The 19,222-nt window shown below is 56.7% G+C and carries 18 protein-coding genes and 2 tRNA genes; 6 read left to right on the top strand and 14 right to left on the bottom strand.

Annotated elements, in window-relative coordinates; translation table 11 throughout:
- The first annotated feature begins 31 nt into the window (after window positions 1-31).
- The gene (locus LB462_RS03350; protein ID WP_224505939.1) at window positions 32-1,102 is read left to right on the top strand and encodes an adenylate/guanylate cyclase domain-containing protein; all 1,071 of its coding nucleotides are present in this window, start codon (window positions 32-34) and stop codon (window positions 1,100-1,102) included.
- A 49-nt stretch (window positions 1,103-1,151) separates the two neighbouring features.
- Here LB462_RS03350 and LB462_RS03345 read toward each other — a convergent pair.
- A tRNA-Asp gene (locus tag LB462_RS03345) sits at window positions 1,152-1,228 on the bottom strand.
- Between the two features lie 190 nt (window positions 1,229-1,418).
- On the opposite strand from LB462_RS03345, the gene LB462_RS03340 reads away from it, so the two are divergent.
- Window positions 1,419-1,494 (top strand) — tRNA-Val (locus LB462_RS03340).
- Between the two features lie 148 nt (window positions 1,495-1,642).
- Here the strand turns inward: LB462_RS03340 and lon are convergent.
- The 9 genes from lon to LB462_RS03295 all read right to left on the bottom strand — a co-directional run bounded on the left by lon (window position 1,643) and on the right by LB462_RS03295 (window position 11,014).
- Window positions 1,643-4,063, bottom strand: coding sequence for an endopeptidase La (gene lon / locus LB462_RS03335; protein ID WP_224505938.1), 2,421 nt, complete (start codon window positions 4,061-4,063; stop codon window positions 1,643-1,645).
- 334 nt (window positions 4,064-4,397) lie between these two features.
- The gene (gene clpX, locus LB462_RS03330; protein ID WP_008120789.1) at window positions 4,398-5,672 is read right to left on the bottom strand and encodes an ATP-dependent Clp protease ATP-binding subunit ClpX; all 1,275 of its coding nucleotides are present in this window, start codon (window positions 5,670-5,672) and stop codon (window positions 4,398-4,400) included.
- Between the two features lie 210 nt (window positions 5,673-5,882).
- Window positions 5,883-6,512: an ATP-dependent Clp protease proteolytic subunit gene (locus LB462_RS03325; protein WP_112530883.1), complete on the bottom strand. Its 630-nt coding sequence runs from the start codon at window positions 6,510-6,512 to the stop codon at window positions 5,883-5,885.
- A gap of 316 nt (window positions 6,513-6,828) precedes the next feature.
- On the bottom strand, window positions 6,829-7,734 hold the full coding sequence (locus LB462_RS03320) for a hypothetical protein (protein ID WP_224505937.1): 906 nt from the start codon (window positions 7,732-7,734) through the stop codon (window positions 6,829-6,831).
- A gap of 5 nt (window positions 7,735-7,739) precedes the next feature.
- The gene (locus LB462_RS03315; protein WP_224505936.1) at window positions 7,740-7,955 is read right to left on the bottom strand and encodes a hypothetical protein; all 216 of its coding nucleotides are present in this window, start codon (window positions 7,953-7,955) and stop codon (window positions 7,740-7,742) included.
- Window positions 7,956-8,104: 149 nt separating this feature from the next.
- On the bottom strand, window positions 8,105-8,449 hold the full coding sequence (locus LB462_RS03310) for a cupin domain-containing protein (RefSeq protein ID WP_224505935.1): 345 nt from the start codon (window positions 8,447-8,449) through the stop codon (window positions 8,105-8,107).
- A 4-nt stretch (window positions 8,450-8,453) separates the two neighbouring features.
- Window positions 8,454-9,740: an O-acetylhomoserine aminocarboxypropyltransferase gene (locus LB462_RS03305; protein ID WP_224505934.1), complete on the bottom strand. Its 1,287-nt coding sequence runs from the start codon at window positions 9,738-9,740 to the stop codon at window positions 8,454-8,456.
- 263 nt (window positions 9,741-10,003) lie between these two features.
- Window positions 10,004-10,441 (bottom strand): CoA-binding protein, encoded by a 438-nt coding sequence (locus LB462_RS03300; RefSeq protein WP_224505933.1) that lies wholly within the window; start codon window positions 10,439-10,441, stop codon window positions 10,004-10,006.
- Between the two features lie 24 nt (window positions 10,442-10,465).
- Window positions 10,466-11,014, bottom strand: a complete 549-nt coding sequence (locus LB462_RS03295; protein WP_224505932.1) for a hypothetical protein — start codon at window positions 11,012-11,014, stop codon at window positions 10,466-10,468.
- 86 nt (window positions 11,015-11,100) lie between these two features.
- Between LB462_RS03295 and LB462_RS03290 the strand changes: the two genes are divergently transcribed.
- A complete protein-coding gene (locus LB462_RS03290; RefSeq protein WP_224505931.1) occupies window positions 11,101-11,541 on the top strand; it encodes a PaaI family thioesterase in 441 nt (146 codons plus the stop codon).
- Window positions 11,542-11,599: 58 nt separating this feature from the next.
- On the opposite strand, the gene LB462_RS03285 is transcribed toward LB462_RS03290, so the two are convergent.
- From LB462_RS03285 to LB462_RS03275, 3 genes are all read right to left on the bottom strand, one after another.
- A complete protein-coding gene (locus LB462_RS03285) occupies window positions 11,600-11,971 on the bottom strand; it encodes a hypothetical protein (RefSeq protein WP_224505930.1) in 372 nt (123 codons plus the stop codon).
- An 11-nt stretch (window positions 11,972-11,982) separates the two neighbouring features.
- Entirely contained in the window at window positions 11,983-14,745 is a 2,763-nt protein-coding gene (locus LB462_RS03280; RefSeq protein ID WP_224505929.1) for a S10 family serine carboxypeptidase-like protein, read from the bottom strand.
- A gap of 115 nt (window positions 14,746-14,860) precedes the next feature.
- On the bottom strand, window positions 14,861-15,292 hold the full coding sequence (locus tag LB462_RS03275; protein WP_224505928.1) for a winged helix-turn-helix transcriptional regulator: 432 nt from the start codon (window positions 15,290-15,292) through the stop codon (window positions 14,861-14,863).
- A gap of 88 nt (window positions 15,293-15,380) precedes the next feature.
- Between LB462_RS03275 and LB462_RS03270 the strand changes: the two genes are divergently transcribed.
- Both LB462_RS03270 and LB462_RS03265 read left to right on the top strand, forming a co-directional pair.
- Entirely contained in the window at window positions 15,381-16,196 is an 816-nt protein-coding gene (locus tag LB462_RS03270) for an oxidoreductase (protein WP_224505927.1), read from the top strand.
- 58 nt (window positions 16,197-16,254) lie between these two features.
- Window positions 16,255-17,256 carry an NADP-dependent oxidoreductase gene (locus LB462_RS03265; protein ID WP_224505926.1) on the top strand — a complete coding sequence of 334 codons (1,002 nt, stop codon included), beginning with the start codon at window positions 16,255-16,257 and terminating at the stop codon, window positions 17,254-17,256.
- A 111-nt stretch (window positions 17,257-17,367) separates the two neighbouring features.
- Here the strand turns inward: LB462_RS03265 and LB462_RS03260 are convergent, their stop codons facing one another.
- Window positions 17,368-18,021 carry a hydrolase gene (locus LB462_RS03260; RefSeq protein ID WP_224505925.1) on the bottom strand — a complete coding sequence of 218 codons (654 nt, stop codon included), beginning with the start codon at window positions 18,019-18,021 and terminating at the stop codon, window positions 17,368-17,370.
- A 153-nt stretch (window positions 18,022-18,174) separates the two neighbouring features.
- On the opposite strand from LB462_RS03260, the gene LB462_RS03255 reads away from it, so the two are divergent.
- Window positions 18,175-19,056 (top strand): LysR family transcriptional regulator, encoded by an 882-nt coding sequence (locus LB462_RS03255; protein WP_224505924.1) that lies wholly within the window; start codon window positions 18,175-18,177, stop codon window positions 19,054-19,056.
- Window positions 19,057-19,222: the final 166 nt, after the last annotated feature.

The following is a 19,222-nucleotide window of genomic DNA, read 5'->3' as shown; positions in this document are numbered from 1 at the left end:
CAGGTGCCTGACATGGCTGCATGATGACACTATGCAGCTGCCGTCCGCTCTTTCCTTTCTGGTTGACGAAGCGATCGACGCACCAGACGGCGACGCATTTCTGACTGCGCTCGCCACACGACTCGTCGCCGACGGTATGCCGCTGTCCGGCGGTGCGCTCACCCAAGCCGCGACGCACCCGGTCATCGAGCGGCGCACATGGCTGTGGCGAGCCGACACAGGAAGCGTGATAGAAGCACTGGCTTTGGCCAGACCTCTCGATTTCGAGCATACCCATGTCGCTCGCAACTGGCTGGCCGGCATTGGCACCGGTGCCGTGCAGGAAGATTTCGCCGGCGGCCCCTCTGACGGCGCAGTGCTTGCCTGGACTGGCACTCGGCCGTTCAGCGCTTCCGAATCGGAATTGTTGCGCGAGGCTGCACGCTTTGCCGCTGCACCGCTTGCCTTGCTGGCCGCGCGTTCGACGCTGGCCGCACTGCTGACGACCTACCTCGGCCGGCGCAGCGCAGCGCAGGTGCTGGCCGGCCGTTTGCGGCGCGAGCCCGGTGAGACCATACGGGCGGCCCTGCTTTTTGCCGACCTTCGCGGCTTCACCGAGTTGTCGGAGTCGATCGACCCGCAGGAGGTAATCGCCGCTCTCGACGCCTGGTTCGACCGCATCGCCGGTGCCGTCCACGCCTTCGGCGGCGAGGTACTAAAATTCATTGGCGACGGCGTGCTGGCGATATTCCCGATCGGAGAGCGCGACGCTCCTGCTGCGTGCGACGCGGCTTTGCGCGCAGTCGCCGCTGCCCGCGCCGGCATGGATCACCTCCATCGGGCCCGCGCTGCACAAGGCGCGCCGCCTCTGTCGTTCGGTATGGCGTTGCATCTCGGCGAGATGCTTTGGGGCAATATTGGCACTGCCGACCGGCTGGATTTCACAGCAATCGGCCCCGCAGTGAATCTCGTGAGCCGACTGGAGGGCCTGTGCCGGCCGCTTGGCCGCACGGTATTGCTCTCCGGCACCTTTGCGGCGGAAACGACGCAGTCGCTGATCCCGCTCGGCGAGCACAGGCTGCGCGGCATCGCTGCTCCGTGCGCGGTGTTTGCACTGCAATAGCCAAGGTTCCCCAAAGGGAATTATCTAGTTGAAATCACTGAGGGAAAAGTGGCGCGAGTGACGGGGCTCGAACCCGCGACCTCCGGCGTGACAGGCCGGCACTCTAACCAACTGAGCTACACCCGCGCACTTTCGTACCGTACTATTTGTACGGCGTGAGCGGTCGTTTAAGGGGTTCGCGGGGGTGTGTCAAGCACAACTGGAGAGGAAAGATGCGATTGTGAAAAACTCATCCGACAAATCATAAAAGTGTCGCATCCCCTCTTGCCAATATCGGCGGAAACGCATAAACGCTCCGGAACGCACCCTTTGCGAAGGGCGATTAGCTCAGTTGGTAGAGCGCTTCGTTTACACCGAAGATGTCGGGAGTTCGAGTCTCTCATCGCCCACCATTCCCTCACCAATGAACATTTTGATATCCAACGCGCAGGCTCGCCACCTTAGGCATTGTGCCGCGTGTGTGCGTCATCGGATCGCCTCGTTGCTTACGAATCAAAAAGGCCGGGCAATTTCTTGCCCGGCCTTTTCTTTCAATACTGTTTAGTGAGCGATCTGAGCGCCCGCATCATCCTCGACGACCGAGGACGGCACGTGGGCCGGTTCTGTCCATTCGATTGGCTCCGGCTGGCGCACCAGTGCGTGCTTGAGCACTTCATTGGCGTGGCTGACTGGAATGATCTCAAGGCCGTTCTTCACATTGTCCGGAATCTCCACCAGATCCTTGGCGTTTTCTTCCGGGATCAGAACCGTCTTGATGCCACCGCGCAGCGCGGCGAGCAGCTTCTCCTTCAGACCACCGATGGGCAACACCCTGCCCCGCAGCGTGATCTCGCCGGTCATGGCGATATCCTTGCGGACCGGAATGCCTGTCAGTATCGAGACGATGGCTGTGACCATCGCAACGCCGGCCGATGGACCATCCTTCGGCGTCGCACCTTCCGGCACGTGCACGTGGATGTCACGACGATCGAACAGCGGCGGCTCGACACCGAAATCGATGGCACGCGAGCGGACATAGGATGCCGCTGCCGAGATCGATTCCTTCATCACGTCGCGCAGATTGCCTGTTACCGTCATGCGACCCTTACCGGGCATCATGACACCTTCAATGGTCAGCAACTCGCCGCCCACTTCGGTCCAGGCGAGGCCTGTGACAACGCCAACCTGATCTTCGCCATCGATCTGTCCAAATCGGAACTTCTCAACCCCGAGATATTCATCGATGTTCGCTTCCGTCACCTTCACCGACTTCTTCTGTGTCTTCATGATTTCGGTAACGGCCTTGCGAGCCAGCTTCATCAATTCGCGCTCGAGGTTACGAACACCGGCCTCCCGCGTGTAGTTGCGAATGATGGCGCGGATCGCGTCTTCGGAGACAGAGAACTCCTTCGGCTGCAATGCATGATCGCGGATTGCCTTTGGCAACAAGTGCCGCTTGGCGATTTCCAGCTTCTCATCTTCCGTGTAACCGGCAATACGGATGATCTCCATGCGGTCCATCAAGGGACTTGGAATATTCAGCGTATTGGCTGTCGTCACGAACATCACATTCGAGAGGTCATACTCAACCTCGAGATAGTGATCCATGAACGTGGAGTTCTGTTCCGGATCGAGCACCTCCAGCAGAGCTGATGACGGATCGCCGCGGAAGTCCTGGCCCATCTTGTCAATCTCATCGAGCAGGAAGAGCGGATTTGACTTCTTCGCCTTCTTCATCGACTGAATGACCTTGCCGGGCATCGAACCGATATAGGTGCGGCGGTGGCCGCGGATCTCGGCCTCGTCACGCACACCGCCAAGCGACATGCGAATGTATTCGCGGCCGGTAGCCTTGGCGATCGAACGGGCGAGCGAAGTCTTGCCGACGCCGGGAGGACCAACGAGGCAGAGGATCGGGCCTTTGATCTTGGTCGACCGGGCCTGCACCGCCAGATATTCGACAATGCGGTCCTTGACCTTGTCCAGGCCATAGTGCTCGGTATCCAGAACTTCGTCAGCGAGGTTCAGATCGTTCTTGATCTTCGACTTTTTGCCCCACGGAATGGACAGCAGCCAGTCGAGATAGTTGCGAACGACGGTCGCCTCGGCGGACATCGGGCTCATCTGACGCAGCTTCTTCAGCTCCGCATTGGCCTTTTCGCGGGCCTCCTTCGACAGTTTCGTCTTTTTGATGCGGTCTTCCAGTTCGGCGGACTCGTCGCGGCCATCTTCGCCATCGCCAAGTTCCTTCTGGATCGCCTTCATCTGTTCATTCAGATAATATTCGCGCTGCGTCTTCTCCATCTGGCGCTTGACGCGCGAGCGGATACGCTTTTCGACCTGAAGAACGGAGATTTCCGATTCCATGAAGGACATGGCCTTCTCCAACCGCGCACGCACGGAAAGGATCGACAACATATCCTGCTTTTCAGGAATTTTGATCGCAAGATGCGACGCGACTGTATCGGCCAGCTTCGAATAATCCTCGATCTGTCCGGCAGCGCCGACAACTTCAGGCGAAATCTTCTTGTTCAGTTTGACGTAGTTTTCAAAATCCGACACGACCGAGCGAGCAAGAGCCTCGATCTCGACCGGATCTTCTTCCGGTTCTGTAAGCGTCACGGCAGAGGCTTCGTGATAATCCTCGCGTTCGCTGAAACTGGTGATCTCAGCGCGGGCAATGCCTTCAACCAGCACCTTGACCGTGCCGTCTGGCAATTTCAGCAATTGCAGGACGTTGGCAATAGTGCCGACCGTATAGATCGCGTCAGCCTGCGGATCGTCGTCCGCAGCGTTCTTCTGTGTGGCAAGCAGGATTTGCTTGTCGACGCCCATAACTTCCTCAAGCGCGCGAATGGATTTTTCGCGGCCAACGAAGAGTGGAACGATCATGTGGGGGAAGACAACAATATCGCGCAACGGCAGAACGGCATAAAGCCCGTTCTCGCCACCCGCCGGTGTCTTCTTGCTTGCAACCGTCATTTTATGTCCTTTCTCAGGCCATTCGGCCAGATCGCCACGTCCGGGTACCCTTTAAGCTGCATGGCCAAATCCAAAATCGAGATCCACTTTGGCGGCGCATGCATTGAGCGGCGTACTACCGTTTATGCAGCTTAACACTTACTTGGAGTGGAGGCCCGCTTGTTTCAAGCACCCACGCTCCAGGCTTAGTCACAGAATCGTAATCTATCCTGCGCTCACGACAGTCCGAGCGCAATCGCTCGCAAGGCCATGCACAGAATTCGACCCAAATACAAAACAGAAAAGCTCCGCGAGACGCGGAGCCTTGCCGTTAGACTGCTCTATTTCCGATAGCTTACGCGGAAACATTGCCTTTTTCTTCCTTGCGCTCGGCATAGATATATAGAGGCCTTGAGTTGCCTTCCACGACGTCACCGGAGATCACCACTTCCTGGACGCCATCAAGCGTTGGCAACTCATACATCGTGTCGAGAAGGATCTTCTCCATGATAGATCGCAATCCCCGCGCACCGGTCTTTCGAGCAATTGCCCGCTTGGCAATGGCCTTCAGCGCATCCTCATGGAACGTCAACTCGACGTTTTCCATGTCGAACAAGCGCTGATACTGCTTGACCAGAGCGTTCTTCGGTTCGGACAGAATCTGCACCAGCGCGACCTCATCGAGATCCTCGAGTGTCGCGATCACGGGCAGACGACCAACGAATTCGGGGATAAGACCGAATTTCAGCAGATCTTCCGGCTCGAGTTCGCGGAAAATAGCGCCGACACGGCGATCATCCGGTGCCTTGACGGCAGCGCTGAAGCCGATGGACGTCTTTTCACCGCGGGCCGAGATGATCTTGTCGAGGCCGGCGAAAGCGCCACCGCAGATGAACAGGATGTTGGTCGTGTCCACCTGCAGGAACTCCTGCTGGGGATGCTTGCGGCCACCTTGTGGCGGCACGGAAGCAACGGTGCCTTCCATGATCTTCAACAGCGCTTGCTGAACGCCCTCGCCCGACACGTCGCGTGTAATGGACGGATTGTCCGATTTACGGCTGATCTTGTCGACTTCGTCGATGTAGACGATGCCGCGCTGTGCCCGTTCGACATTGTAGTCAGCCGACTGCAGCAGCTTCAGAATGATGTTTTCGACATCCTCGCCGACATAACCGGCTTCCGTCAGCGTCGTCGCGTCTGCCATCGTAAACGGCACATCGATGATGCGGGCAAGCGATTGTGCCAGATAGGTCTTGCCGCAACCGGTTGGGCCAACGAGAAGGATGTTGGACTTCGCGAGTTCGACTTCATTGTTTTTCGATGCGTGGGCCAACCGCTTGTAGTGGTTATGGACCGCGACAGAGAGAACACGCTTGGCATGGTTCTGACCGATGACATAGTCATCGAGGACAGCCATGATTTCCTGCGGCGTCGGGACGCCTTCACGGGATTTCACCATCGAGGATTTATTTTCCTCGCGGATGATGTCCATGCACAATTCGACGCATTCATCGCAGATGAAAACAGTCGGGCCCGCAATCAACTTGCGAACTTCATGCTGGCTCTTCCCGCAAAACGAGCAATAAAGCGTATTCTTTGAATCGCCGCCGCCGTTGCTGACTTTGCTCATTGCAGTTTCCTTTCAGTATCGGTCCCGCTCTCCCGGGTCCGCCACTTCCTCCAGGTGGAAGTGAATAGTCATTCGTAGAATAGGCTTCTCTAACTCACCAATGGCTTAACGTAACGTCTGCTCCGCTCTATGCAAGCTGCATGTGTGGCAGAAAGTCCGCATCGGGGTCAAAAAAACTTCATTTTTGACCCCGATGGGCGATTTAGCCGGTTACTTAGTGTCACCTTCGAGCACAGCACGCGATTCAAGCACCTTGTCGATCAGGCCGAACTCGAGTGATTCCTGCGCAGTCATGAAGTGATCGCGATCGAGGGTACGTTCAATCGACTCGTAGTCGCGGCCGGTATGCTTGACGTAAATCTCGTTCAGGCGACGCTTCATCTTGATGATGTCCTGGGCATGGCGCTCGATGTCTGACGCCTGTCCCTGGAAGCCTCCCGACGGCTGATGCAGCATGATGCGAGCGTTGGGAAGGACGAAACGCATGTCCTTCTCGCCAGCGGTCAGCAGCAGCGATCCCATGGATGCAGCCTGACCGAAGCAAAGCGTCGACACGGCTGGGCGGATAAACTGCATCGTATCGTAGATCGCCATGCCGGAGGTGACGACACCGCCCGGCGAGTTGATATACATGTTGATTTCTTTTTTCGGATTCTCCGATTCAAGGAAAAGCAGCTGCGCGCAGACAAGCGTCGCCATGCCGTCCTCGATCGGCCCGGTTATGAAGATGATGCGTTCTTTCAGCAGGCGCGAAAATATATCATAGGCCCGCTCGCCCCGATTGGTCTGTTCGACGACCATTGGCACGAGATTCATAGCTGTTTCGATTGGGTCTCTCATCGGTGGGCCTCAGCGTTTTGGAGAATAAGGGGCTTAACCACCCCAGACTCGTGGAAGACTAACCGATACATAGGGCGTCGCCACCCGGTTTCGCAAGATGTTCAACACATGAACCTTGTCTGACCAACATTGCGGACATAGCGTGGCGTCTTAAAGCGCATGTTTCCGAGATGGGCCATCGCTGGCCCTGCCGTTTACTTTGGATAGGCAGAGCTGATCTGTGGCCAAGAGCCTGATCACACTATTTCCGAATGACAGCTTCTGCTGAAGTCGATCTCGACGACACTCAACGCCAGCCCAGCATTCTGTTGGCGTCTTATTGAAGCAACTGTATGGCTCGTCCCAAACCGTCGAACGGAATTGGACATTTGCCCGTCCATTTCCGCAAGACTGGCGTGTTGTCGTTTCTTGACGCAACATAGAATCGACCATCCCCTAATTTGGCAAGGCCGAAGGCTGCATCAGAGTCCATGCCGAAGATTCCGGTTTCCTTGTGGTAATGGCCTAGCGCTGCCAATGACAACAATTGCCCTTCTTCTTCCTTTCCATTGGCCTTGGGCTGGCCCACAACCACCCCTGTAGTGGAAACAGCATCGCCATCGATGAGGAAGAGTTTATAGTTGGAGAACTTTGCCTTCTTACCCTGATAAACAGCCATGAACCAATAGTTCGCGGTTTCGTCATATTCGAGGTTCTGCACGCCGAATTCCGTATTTCCGGTATAGACGAAGTACTTTCCGTCGGCGCTTTCCGGTCCGCTCTTATGCGGCGCCGATTGCTTTAGAGGCTGGGCGTAGTCATCCCATTTCGTCACGTCATATTGCAACAGCACCTGATGGTCGTTATCGTTGCGTTTTACATTGCTGTATATTCCGTAGGCAACTGTAAGTACTATCTTTCGAGCGTCTTTCCGGTCGAATGCCGGCCCAAAGGCAACACCATCAATCCCGCTGCATCCATAGCGGTGGTCGGGGCTAGCGGGATTATCCTTATCGTCAACCCTCTCGTCTTTATCCAAGTCTTCCAGAAAGTCCTTCACGACCTCTTTCAGATAAACGGTTTTCATGGCGCCGGAAGACTCAGCATTCATATTGAGTTTGTCGATCAAACTTGTATCGAATATTGCAATGTAGAAGGCATGTTTTTCCTTATACTCCAAAGATCCATAAATTTTTCCGTTATAAAAGGCTATATCGCCCAAATGGCCAGTCAGGCCGATCACGCTTCCTAGGATTTACCTTCAAGGTCGGTCTTGACCAGAGCATTTGTAAATGAGCGATATATGACCTTGTTGGCAGCGTCGACCGCCAGCCCCTGAAGGTGGCCGGCATTGGCGGGGAGTTTGCCGGGAGGAATCTCCGAAGGCCAATCTGCTGCCCTTGCAAAGGAACCAGAAAAGAAGATAGTGAGGGCGAACAGTAATCTATAAATAATATGGCGCATAGTATCCCGCAATATGCAATATTATACAATATAAATGGTAACTTTATTATATGAACATACCAAACATCTATAATTTAAATACTTCAGTTTTCCATACAATAATCACCCAATATATGGACAATATGAAGCCTCTATGACAGGTGACCGGATCAAAGCCTGATCACATATTCTTTGCGCGTCGTCTCAAGCACTTCCCAAGTTCCGCGGAAGCCGGGACGCAGTACGAAACTGTCACCCGCCTCGACACGCCGTTCGTCGCCGCCCTCTTCGATGATGATCGAACGCCCGGAAAGGATGTGGCAGAACTCCCATTCATCATAGGCGATGCGCCATTTGCCGGGGGTAGCCTCCCAAATTCCCGCATAGATTCCGCCTTCGGCTTCCTCGCAATTCCAGGTGCGGAACTGCGGATCTCCAGAAATTACGCGTTCTGGTTTCGGCGCGCCGTGTTCAGGATCAATATCGTCGAAATCAATTTTAACAAAGCTTTTCATGGTGTTACCCTGCCTTTGCCAGCGCTTGTTCAAGATCGGCGATGATATCCGCAACGTTCTCGATGCCGATCGAAAGCCGCACCACATCGGGACCGGCGCCTGCCGCGATCTTCTGATCGTCACTGAGTTGCCGGTGCGTCGTCGAGGCAGGGTGAATGACCAGCGATCTCGTATCGCCGATATTGGCAAGGTGCGAAAAGAGCTCGAGATGTTCGACGAGCTTGACGCCGGCGTCATACCCGCCCTTCAAACCGAAGGTGAAAACCGAGCCCGCTCCCCTCGGCGAATACTTCTGCTGCAGCTCATTATAGGGATCGTCCGCTATTCCAGCATAGCTCACCCAATCTACTTTCTCATTTTGTTTCAACCACTTGGCGACCTCAAGCGCGTTGTCGCAATGGCGCTGCATGCGCAGCGGCAAGGTTTCGATGCCGGTCAGAAGCTGGAAGGCATTGAACGGTGAAAGCGCTGGTCCGAGATCACGCAGACCGAGCACGCGGCAGGCAATGGCAAAGGCGAAATTGCCAAAGGTTTCGTGCAATACCACCCCATTATATTCGGGACGCGGCTGCGATAGCAGCGGGTAGTTTCCGGATTTCGACCAGTCGAAAGTTCCGCAATCGACGATGATACCACCCATGGAATTGCCATGGCCGCCGAGGAATTTCGTCGCAGAATGTACAATGATATCAGCACCATAGTCGATCGGGCGGATCAGATATGGTGACGCCAGCGTGTTGTCGACGATCAGCGGGAGGCCATGCCGATGGGCGATTTTTGCGATGGCTTCGATGTCGGTGATGATGCCGCCGGGGTTGGCGATGCTCTCGACGAAGATGGCGCGGGTCCGGTCATCGATCTGCGCCTCGAATGCCGCAGGATCAGTCCCGTCTGCCCAGCGCACCTGCCAGTCGAAGGACTTGAACGACTGGCCGAATTGGTTGATGGACCCGCCGTAAAGCTTGTCCGACGAGACAAAGTTATCCCCAGGCTGCATCAATGTATGGAATATCAGAAATTGTGCCGCGTGGCCGGATGCAACTGCCAGTGCGGCCGTTCCACCTTCAAGTGCTGCGACACGTTCTTCCAGTACCGCATTGGTTGGATTGGTGATTCGGCTGTAGATGTTGCCGAAGGCCTTCAGGCCAAACAGGGACGCCGCATGCTCCGCGTCATCGAAGACAAACGCCGTCGTTTGATAGATCGGCGTCACCCGCGCGCCCGTTTCCGAGTCGGGCCTGGCGCCGGCGTGGACCGCCAATGTTTCGATTCCGGGGGCCCGATGCGCCATGTTTGTCCTCCTGTTGCCAACCTTACCGCAAGGCTATGGGATTGCGACGTTGGGGCCAAGTGCGCATTTTCGCAACCAAGGGCAATCTAATTACAGCCGGCGATTGAGATTCCTGTGCCGTTTTCGGGGTTTCTTGCATAGGAATCGCGACTTCTTGCATGAGAATCGCCTAAAAGCGTTCGACTTATTCGGCGGAACGACACCCAGGCATTTCATTTTCAGCGCTCGACGAAAATGAATCTGCGCGGGAGGGAATTTCCGTCCTAGACGCGCATGCCGAGCCGGGGAATTTCGATGGCCGGGCACCGGTTCATGACCACCTGGATCCCGGCTGCTTCCGCCTTGCGCGCCGCAGCCTCATCCCAAACACCGAGCTGCGTCCAGATCACACGCGGCAGCGGTTTGAGTGCCAGGGCCTCGTCGACCACACCCGGAACGGCAGACGAGTTGCGGAAGACATCCACCATGTCGATCGGCTCTGGAATATCGGCGAGCCGTGCATAGACTTGTTGGCCAAGAATGGTCTTTCCCGCCTGTCCCGGATTGACGGGTATGACGTGATATCCTTGGCCGAGAAGAAATCTCATCACGGAAAAACTCGGCCGCGTTTCATTGGGCGAAGCGCCGGTCAAGGCGATGGTTTTGACCGAAGCCAGTATCTCGCGGATATAGTCGTCGGAATAGTGGTCATGTTCCTGCATCAGCACGCATATCCTGTTCTGCGTTTATCCGGGCGGCGCCGCCCAAAGTTCATAGAATGGTTTCAGCGTGCGCAAATGCTTCTGGACAATCGCCAGGTTCTCCGGCGTGGGTTTTGCATTTTCAACCTTGGCAAGCCCGGTTTTCAATCCCGCGATCATATCGGACTTTTCCTGATCGGAAAGATTTGGCATGGCGGGAATTGCAGCGATCGCTTTATCCACTTCGGCGCGCGGATCGGGGTTGGTCGCCCAATGATAGGTCACCATGATCGTATTGGTTGTATCCACCCAGTCCGAGAAGTTGGCAAAACCATATTCCGCTGCTTTCACATCGAGGATAGCGGTTCGCTCCGCGGCCTCCCCCCTGCCGTCCACTTCACGTGCTGTCGCAGCCACGGGTGCAAACCCGAAAAGGAAACGTTTGATCGTATCCTCCGTCAGGGACACCGGTCGCTCAGGCAGACTGAATGTCTGAACAGCCTGTATCGGGGTCGTTGGCGTCCGTGTCGCGATAGTTCCCGCATAGGCAAGCGCGAAAACGCAGCATGCTGCGACCAATCCAGGCGGTTTCATAACGTCCTCCGTCTTGAAAAGACGATGCAGAAATAGGAGCGTGAAGAATAACAGTTAAGTGTAAAGAAAACAGCAAGGGACGGGTTATGGCTATAGGGATGGACGTAGAGGCGTTGACTTCGTTTCTGGAACGCGAATTTCCACAGGTGAATGCGGAAGGAATGGCCTTCACGGTAACTGACGCCGGCGAAGGTTTTGCCTCCATGCGGCTCGATCCGTCAGACCGGCATTTGCGACCGGGCGGGACGGTCTCCGGGCCCACATTATTCGCGCTGGCCGATATCACCGCCTATGTCGCGATTCTCGCGCAGATCGGTCCGGTGGCCCTCGCCGTGACAACGAACCTCAATATCAATTTCCTGCGCAAACCGGAATCGGGACCTGTCGATGCCAAAGCGACAATCCTCAAACTCGGCAAGCGTCTGGCCATTGTCGAGATTTCCATGACAAGCGGTTCAACAAGCGAACTCGTTGCACATGCAACGGCAACCTATTCGATCCCGCCTCGCCCCGCGCCTTCGCAATAAGCTACTCTTCACCAAACAACCTTGCGTGTCTTCACCCGGCTTCCGCCTACATGACTTTCTACTCCACGATCTGCACTTTCGCCGCAGCCCTTGCTCTGGCGGCAGGCAGGGGCGAGCGGCCATCGAAGAAGGCCTGCACCTCATCGAAACTGGCGTAGCCGTCATGGTCGCGATCGATCTCGGTGAAGTGATCGGCCGCGAAGCCCCAACCGGCATCATTTGCTGCTTGTGCGGTCAAAAGGTGTCTGGACTTCGCCGCCGCATCGAATTTGGCCCGCAGCTCCCCATCAAGCTGTTTCTGGATCGACCTCGCATCCTGCTTTTGCGTTTTGGCTCCAGGTTCCGGATCCCAAATGCGATCGCCGGCATGAACTGACCCGGCCATTGCGGTGAAGAGAAGCGCGATGATGATGGTACGCGACATGGTCATGGATCGTTCTCCTAGTGCAGGGCTATGGCAGGGACTGGCGCACGCTGCACCGGCGCGGCGACACTGAAGGATTGGGCCTTGGCGACAGTCGGACCGGTGCCGTAGGGTGGCGCATCGTAGAATTCGTCGAGCGTCTTTATCAACGGCGCACGCGATTCTTGCGCGTAATAGATCATGTGCCCGCCAACGAAGTTCTTCACCGGAGCCCGGTCGAGCAAGGTGCGATTTGTCGCCGGGTCAATGATCACGCCCTTGAGATCGAGTTCGGAGCGGCGGAACGGCGTTACTGTGTCGTGATACCCGTGCACGGTCAAAAGCTTGAGCGAGGGATCCCTGGTGATGGCCGCCACAATGTTTGGCAAACCGGTTGCTCCAGTTTTGCCTGTCCAGAGCTCGAAGGCCAGTTCGGGTCCCTTGTCCGCAACCGGATCAGGAGTTTGCCACGATGCATTGATGTAGCGTGCCTTCGGCTTGTAGTTCACATAGTCGGGAAGATGCGTCGCGATCCGGTTACTAAGGGCGTCCTCTTCGAAGAAATCGAAATTGTACTTCATTGCATTGACACCCAACCAATCCGCTTTGACATACATTCTCCCATCATAGGCGTTGAAATTGTAACCGAGCATCAAGCTCAGCATAAATAATTTGAAGTGTAGTTTGTTCTCATCCCACAGTATCCTACCATTCGCATCTGTCTGCACCTTACCGTCGGCACCCCAGAGAGGTGAGCTAGGTATTCGGTACGTGAGACCTGTATAGGTTTGGGCGATCAACTTATGGTCCGCCGAATATTGCGCCCCGATGCCTCGCAGCTCTTCGGCATAGGCCTCATCCGAGTTTCCCTTGGCGCGCGCACTGGATTTCCCAAGAGCGTCAGCGACCATGGCATAGGTGGGAAAGTCGCCATCAATCGCATCCATGCTGCTGTAGTCGAAGGCCGGCGAATGGAACACCGCCCCGGTGAGCGCCTTGAATTTGGATTTGTCGACTGTCCCGACCCTCTCATAGCCACTCGTGCCTGCGTCCACCAGCGCCTGGGTGAGCTTCGGCACGCGGATGCCGCCGCCATAAGATTCGCCGTAAAGGTATTTGGGAGATTCCTGCCGGCCGTTGAAATTGATATAGCGGGTGATGAACTGGCGGGAAAGATCGACGTCCTTGCTGGTATCCCAGAATGTCTGGTTGGTATTCGGGGCAATGCCTTGCGAAAATCCGGTGCCCGGAACGATATCGACAAAGACGAGATCGGTCCTGTCTATCAGCGTTTCCTTGCTGTCGATGAAGTCGAATGCCTGTGGGCGGCCCTTGGCCCATGCATCCGGCACTTTGAGAGCATCGATCACGACATGTTTGGGCGCCCAGGACGCCAAATGCAGATAGATGGATGAAGCGCCCGGCCCGCCATTGAAGAAGAAGGTGACGGGACGGCTCTCCTTCGGCAGATCGTCGCGCGTATAGGCGGTATAGAAGATCGACGCCTGTGGCTCCTGCTTTTCCGGGTTCTTGGCAAAGGCGGTCAGGTGGCCGGCCGACGCAGTAAACCAGAACGTCTTGCCGTCCAGCGTCATGTTGTGGCGCATAACCGAGGGCTTCTCATCGACGGCGGCAGGAAGAGATGCGCCAGGCTCTCCGCTATAGGCGGTCTCGTCCTTCAGCGCATAATTCTCCGGCGCATAAAGCTTATACGCCTCCTCATCCATGCCTGCGCGGGTGTACATATCTGCCGCCTCGTCGCGCATTCCGGCTGCTTTGAACATATCTGCGGCGTCCGGGGCCATTCCGGCGTCCTTGAACGCAAGCGCTGCTTCGGCAAACTTTTCCTGCGCTTTCAGAGCGACCGCCTCGGCTCGGGCCGTCTGCAGCCTGATGGTTTCGCGCAAGGTGCCGCTCTTGGCCGTGAGCGCGGCGAGTTCCTCCCGCGCCTTGGCAATCGTTCCCGGGTTCTGTTCGGTTCCATTGCCCAAAAGCGCGGCCAGCCTGTCCTCGGCCGCCTTGACCGCGTCCTCGACGGTTTTGAGTTTCGCCAAGGCTTTGCCGATGTCTCCGAGGTCCTTTTCGGTGCCGTCGCCGCTCAGTTTTGCCAGCCGGCGTTCCGCGTCGTCCAGGATACCGGCGATCTTGTTGGCATCATCCGTCAGCTTGGTGAGTTTGGTTCTGGCCTTCTGGATCGCGCCGGAATCATCAGCCGAATCGAGTACCGACAGCAGCGAGACGAGTTTGGCGATCCCCGGCTTTTCGGGCGTACCCTCGCCCGTTAGCAGCGCCATCTGGCCTTGCGCACTGCTCAAGCCTTCGGTGGCGTTCTTGAGCTCGGTCTTGAGATCATCGAGCCGCTTTTCCGCCCCGGCAATCGTTGCCGGTTCTGCCTTGTCGCCGATGAGCCTGGCAACATCGTCGGCCGCCTTGGCAATGTCGCCGGGATTTCCTGCGCCATCTCCGCTCAAGCGTGAGATGATCTCGCTCGCGGTGTTTGCGGTTTCGCCAAGGCCTTTGACTTGCGCGGCTAGCGCATCGATTTTGGCCGTAACCGGGCCAATCCCGGCATCTGTGGAACCAATTCGGCCGTTGAGCTGGTCGAGCTTTGCTCGGGATTCGGCAAGCTGGCTGTCGAGAGTGGCAACCTTATCGCCAAGGGCAGCAAGCTGCGCATTGGCAGCATCGGCAAACGTGCTGTCGGATGTCTGCACAACCGGTGCGGGCGGGGAAGACGAGTCGGAACCATCGCAAGCGGCAAGAGCAATGACCGGGACAAGCAATAAATATCTGAAATTCATCGGGCGCAAATTCCTTTTGGGATAATGCTCCCAATCTCTGCGGCCCGTTGCGGATTGACAATTCGTCTAAAGTTTAATCACAGCGCCAAATTGCACATTTTTTAACATGAACTGGCTAACCGGGTAGGACAGTGCGAATGGCACGCGTTCCGACCGGAGCGCCGGTCTCGCGGTCGATGGTGACCGGATCGATCTCCGTTCCGGTCTGGGCGTCGAAGAACCGGGTTACGTCGCCCCCTCCACGATACTTGCGTCCCCACGCGCCGATGGCAAACAGGACCGGCAGAAAGTCGCGGCCGGCTTCCGTCAGCACATATTCGTCCCGTGGCGGACGGTCGGAATAGCGGCGTTTCTCCAGTAGTCCGTCCTCAGTCAGAGCTGAAAGCCGCGCCGTCAACATCGTCGGCGCTATCTCGAGGCTCTTGCGGAATTCATCAAAGCGAGTGAGGCCCGCATGGGCATCCCGCATGATCAGCATACTCCATGCATCCCCCACAAGCGCGAGGCTCCGGGCAATCAGGCATGGCTGGTTTGACAGATTCTTCATGTCGATATCTTTTTGATAGTGACTTACTACTAAATTCATAGTAACTGATTACTCATCAATGTTCCACGACAAAATGAAGGCAGAAGCAATGAACACGACAGGACCTCGCGTCGCCCTGGTAACGGGCGCTTCCTCCGGCATCGGGCTGGTGACGGCAAAGGCGCTGCGGCGCGATGGCTACCGTGTGTTCGGTACCAGCCGAAAGCCGATGTCCGATACCCCGGACGGGATCACGATGCTGATCTGCGATGTAACCGATGACGCATCGGTACAGGCGGCCGTCGACGAGGTTTTAAGCCGCGCCGGGCGGGTCGATCTTCTCGTCAACAATGCCGGGATCGGGCTGCTCGGCGGTGCGGAAGAGTCGTCCGCGGCGCAGGCAAAGGCTGTGTTCGACGTGAATGTGTTCGGCGTCCTGCGGATGACAAATGCAGTCCTGCCCGTGATGAGACGCCAGCGCAGCGGCCGAATTGTCAACCTGAGTTCGATACTCGGGCTGATCCCCGCTCCTTATAATGCCCTCTATGCATCGACCAAACACGCTATCGAGGGCTATTCGGAATCTCTCGACCACGAAGTTCGAACGCAGGGCATCCGTGTTGTGCTTGTCGAGCCAGGTGTGACCCGCACATCCTTCGAAGAGAACATCACCCGGCCGGACCAGCCGCTTCCCGTCTATGAAACTATTCGTGCCAATGCCGAGAAGCTGATGCGCGAAATCATCGCGAAGGGTGACGCACCGGAGGTGGTCGCCGCAACGGTCGTCAGGGCCGCCAATGCCGCATCGCCCAAAAGACGCTACACTGCAGGCAAAGCGGCGGCGCAAGTCCGGTTTATGCGCCGCTTCCTGCCGGAGTCCTTCGTCGACAAGAACTTGCGGAAATTCAGTCGGCTTCCTGCCTGAGCACCGATCGTGACCCTGTTAGCTTGCCTGCTGACCACCGAAACGAAAGTTAATTCCAATGAAGTCATTCCTGATCGATCGCTATGTGAAAGGCGGGTCCCTTCGTTTCACGGAAAGCCCGGAGCCGGAGCTGCGGGAGAATGATGTGATGGTGGAGATTCACGCCGCCAGTGTGAATGTTCTGGACACCAAGATCAGGGATGGAGAGTTCAAGCTCATCCTGCCATACCGGCTTCCGCTGGTCCTCGGCAACGATGTAGCGGGCGTCGTGGTCCGGGTCGGTGCCAATGTCCGGCGGTTCAAGCCCGGTGACGAGGTCTATGCACGTCCGGCGCAGGATCGCATCGGGACATTTGCCGAATATATCGCGATGGACGAGGCCGATGTAGCGATGAAGCCGAAAAACCTGACCATGGAAGAGGCCGCATCGATTCCGCTTGTCGCCCTGACAGCTTGGCAGGTGCTTGTGGAGCGGACCAACTTGCAGAAGGGGCAGAAAGTCCTGATCCATGCGGGCTCGGGCGGCGTGGGCACGATTGCGATCCAGCTTGCCAAGCATCTCGGGGCATATGTGGCGACGACCACAAGCACGGTAAATATCGATCTCGTCAAAAGTCTCGGCGCAGATGTCGTTATCGACTACAAGAAGGACAATTTCGAGAAAGTCCTGCAGGATTACGACGTCGTACTGAACAGCCTCGGCACAGACACGCTGAAGAAATCCCTTGGCGTGCTGAAGCCGGGCGGGAAGCTGATTTCGATTTCCGGTCCGCCAGACCCGGATTTCGCAAAAGAAAATGGTTTCGGCTGGCCGCTTCGACTGGTCATGCGCCTCTTGAGTTTGGGCATCAGGAGAAAATCGAAGCGCCAAGGCATCAGCTATTCCTTCCACTTCATGACAGCCAACGGCACGCAGCTTGGTCAGATCACCTCCCTGATCGAGACAGGTGTCATACGTCCGGTAGTGGATCGGGTCTTCCCGTTCGGGAAGACCAATGAGGCGTTGGAGTACGTCGAGACGGGTCGCGCGAAGGGGAAGGTAGTCGTCGCTGTGAAGTGACGTCTCGGGGCCGATAAGGGGGCCGCTCCATTACCGGGAGGGGGTGACGAGGTTCGAGAAGCCATCCGCTTTTTCGCAACGTCGCTCGAAAACCTCTGCACCCCGCTCGGATCAGCCCGCGTTGCCAGGCACGGGCGTGTTGAGCAGCTGCTGCTCCCAAAGATACGCGATGCCGCTGCCGCTCATGTGCGAGATGAGCACTTCGGTCAGCTCTTCGACGTGCTCGGTGCGAGCCCAGTCACGCTGCCATTCGCCAGCAAGAGCCATCCAGGTCATCATGTTAACGCCGGCCGCGATCATCCGCTGTATGGCGACCTGGTGAGACTCGGTTGAACTTCCGCCCGATGCGTCGGTAATGACGGTCACGTCCCAGCCTTCGCCGGCTGCCTGAATCGCAGGCATCGCTACGCAAACTTCGGTCCACAGACCTGCGATGATCAATTGCTTGCGGCCGGTCGCCTTGACCAGATCCACCACCTTCTCGTCCTCCCAGGTATTCACCCAGGTCCGATCAATCACTTCCTGCCCCGGGAAAACGTCAGTGATTTGCTTGAAGAGCTTGCCACCACGATCCGCTATCACGCTGGTGAGGATCGTCGGAACATTGAAAGCTTTTGCCAGCTTTGCCAGCGCGGTCACATTGTTGACGACTGCCTGAGGATCGTGGCTGTTGAGGTTCGCAAGCTGGTAAGGCTGGTGGTCGATCAGAACAAGTACGGAGTCTTCGGGACGTAGAAGAGAATCAAGGCCGTTACGAAAGGTCATTATTACTTCCTATGCTGTCGTTGTTAGTGAGGTTGGTTTGCGGGAAGACATGCGCCAAGGGCGACGTTGCCTGAAAGGGACATTGCCGTTCCCAGACACGATGCGGTAGTGTCGATTTGTGGCAAGCTGTGTCGCGAAATGGGGAACGCTGAATTGGATATCGAAGAACTACGGACATTCGTAGAAGTTGCTGATGCTGGTGGAGTTTCGGCCGCGGCGCTCCGGCTCGGCGTCTCCAAGTCGATCGTCAGTCGTCGGCTCTTCCGGCTTGAAGCGGAACTTGGCGTCCAGCTTCTTGCACGAACCACCCGCGGGGCTGCTCTCACAGAAGCCGGGGCCACGTTTCGAGACTATGCAGCAAGAGTCTCCGCCGAGATCGACGTGGCCAAGGAAACGATCCTGCCCGCCGGTGACCTTCGCGGCCGCTTGCGCGTTGCTGTGCCGCTCTCTTTCGGGCAGACTCACTTCGCTCCCATCCTCGCGGAAATGGCGCGACGCCACCCCCAGCTCCACATCCACACCTGCTACAGTGATCGCTTCGTCGATCTCATCACAGAGGGTTATGATTGTGCGATACGACTTGGCTATCTTCAGGACTCCAACTTGATCGCAAGACGCGTCGGAGCGATCTATGGGAAGTTTGTCGCGAGCCCGGACTACATCGAGGCGCATGGGTCGCCCGAAACGCCGGAGGAGCTCGTCGCTCATGAGGCCCTCATGCAGGGTACCGAAGCCTGGCAACTCATGGATGGCGACAAGATCATCACGGTTCGTCCGCAGGGGCGCTTCAAGGCCGACAACGGCACTGCTCTCGTCGCCGCCGCGGCAGCCGGACTCGGGATCGCTTACCTGCCCGATTGCCTTACCCATGACTATATAGCCTCCGGCACGCTTGTGCCGGTCATGACGCATTATCCACCGCCTCCGGCAGGTGCATATGTCATTCGCCCGCCAGGTCAGCATCCCGCACGGAAAATACGGGTCCTCACCGAATTGCTGATCGAGTATTGCGAACCTGCTCCGCATGAAAAATGAGGCTTGAGTCAGCTCACCTGCAAACGGGTCAGGCTTCTGCTAGTCGCTACAGCTCTCATTCTTCCAGCAGTCAAATCGCGCCAAATTATGTGGTAATATAATACCTTTTCAATAAGCACCTGTATTTGCTATGTTATTTCTGGTATGACGCGAAAATCGTCACTTG

This window comes from Phyllobacterium chamaecytisi (assembly GCF_020164455.1).
GTDB lineage: Bacteria > Pseudomonadota > Alphaproteobacteria > Rhizobiales > Rhizobiaceae > Phyllobacterium > Phyllobacterium chamaecytisi.
Note: the sequence above shows the minus strand (reverse complement) of the source record. Positions and strands in the feature narration are given on the sequence as shown.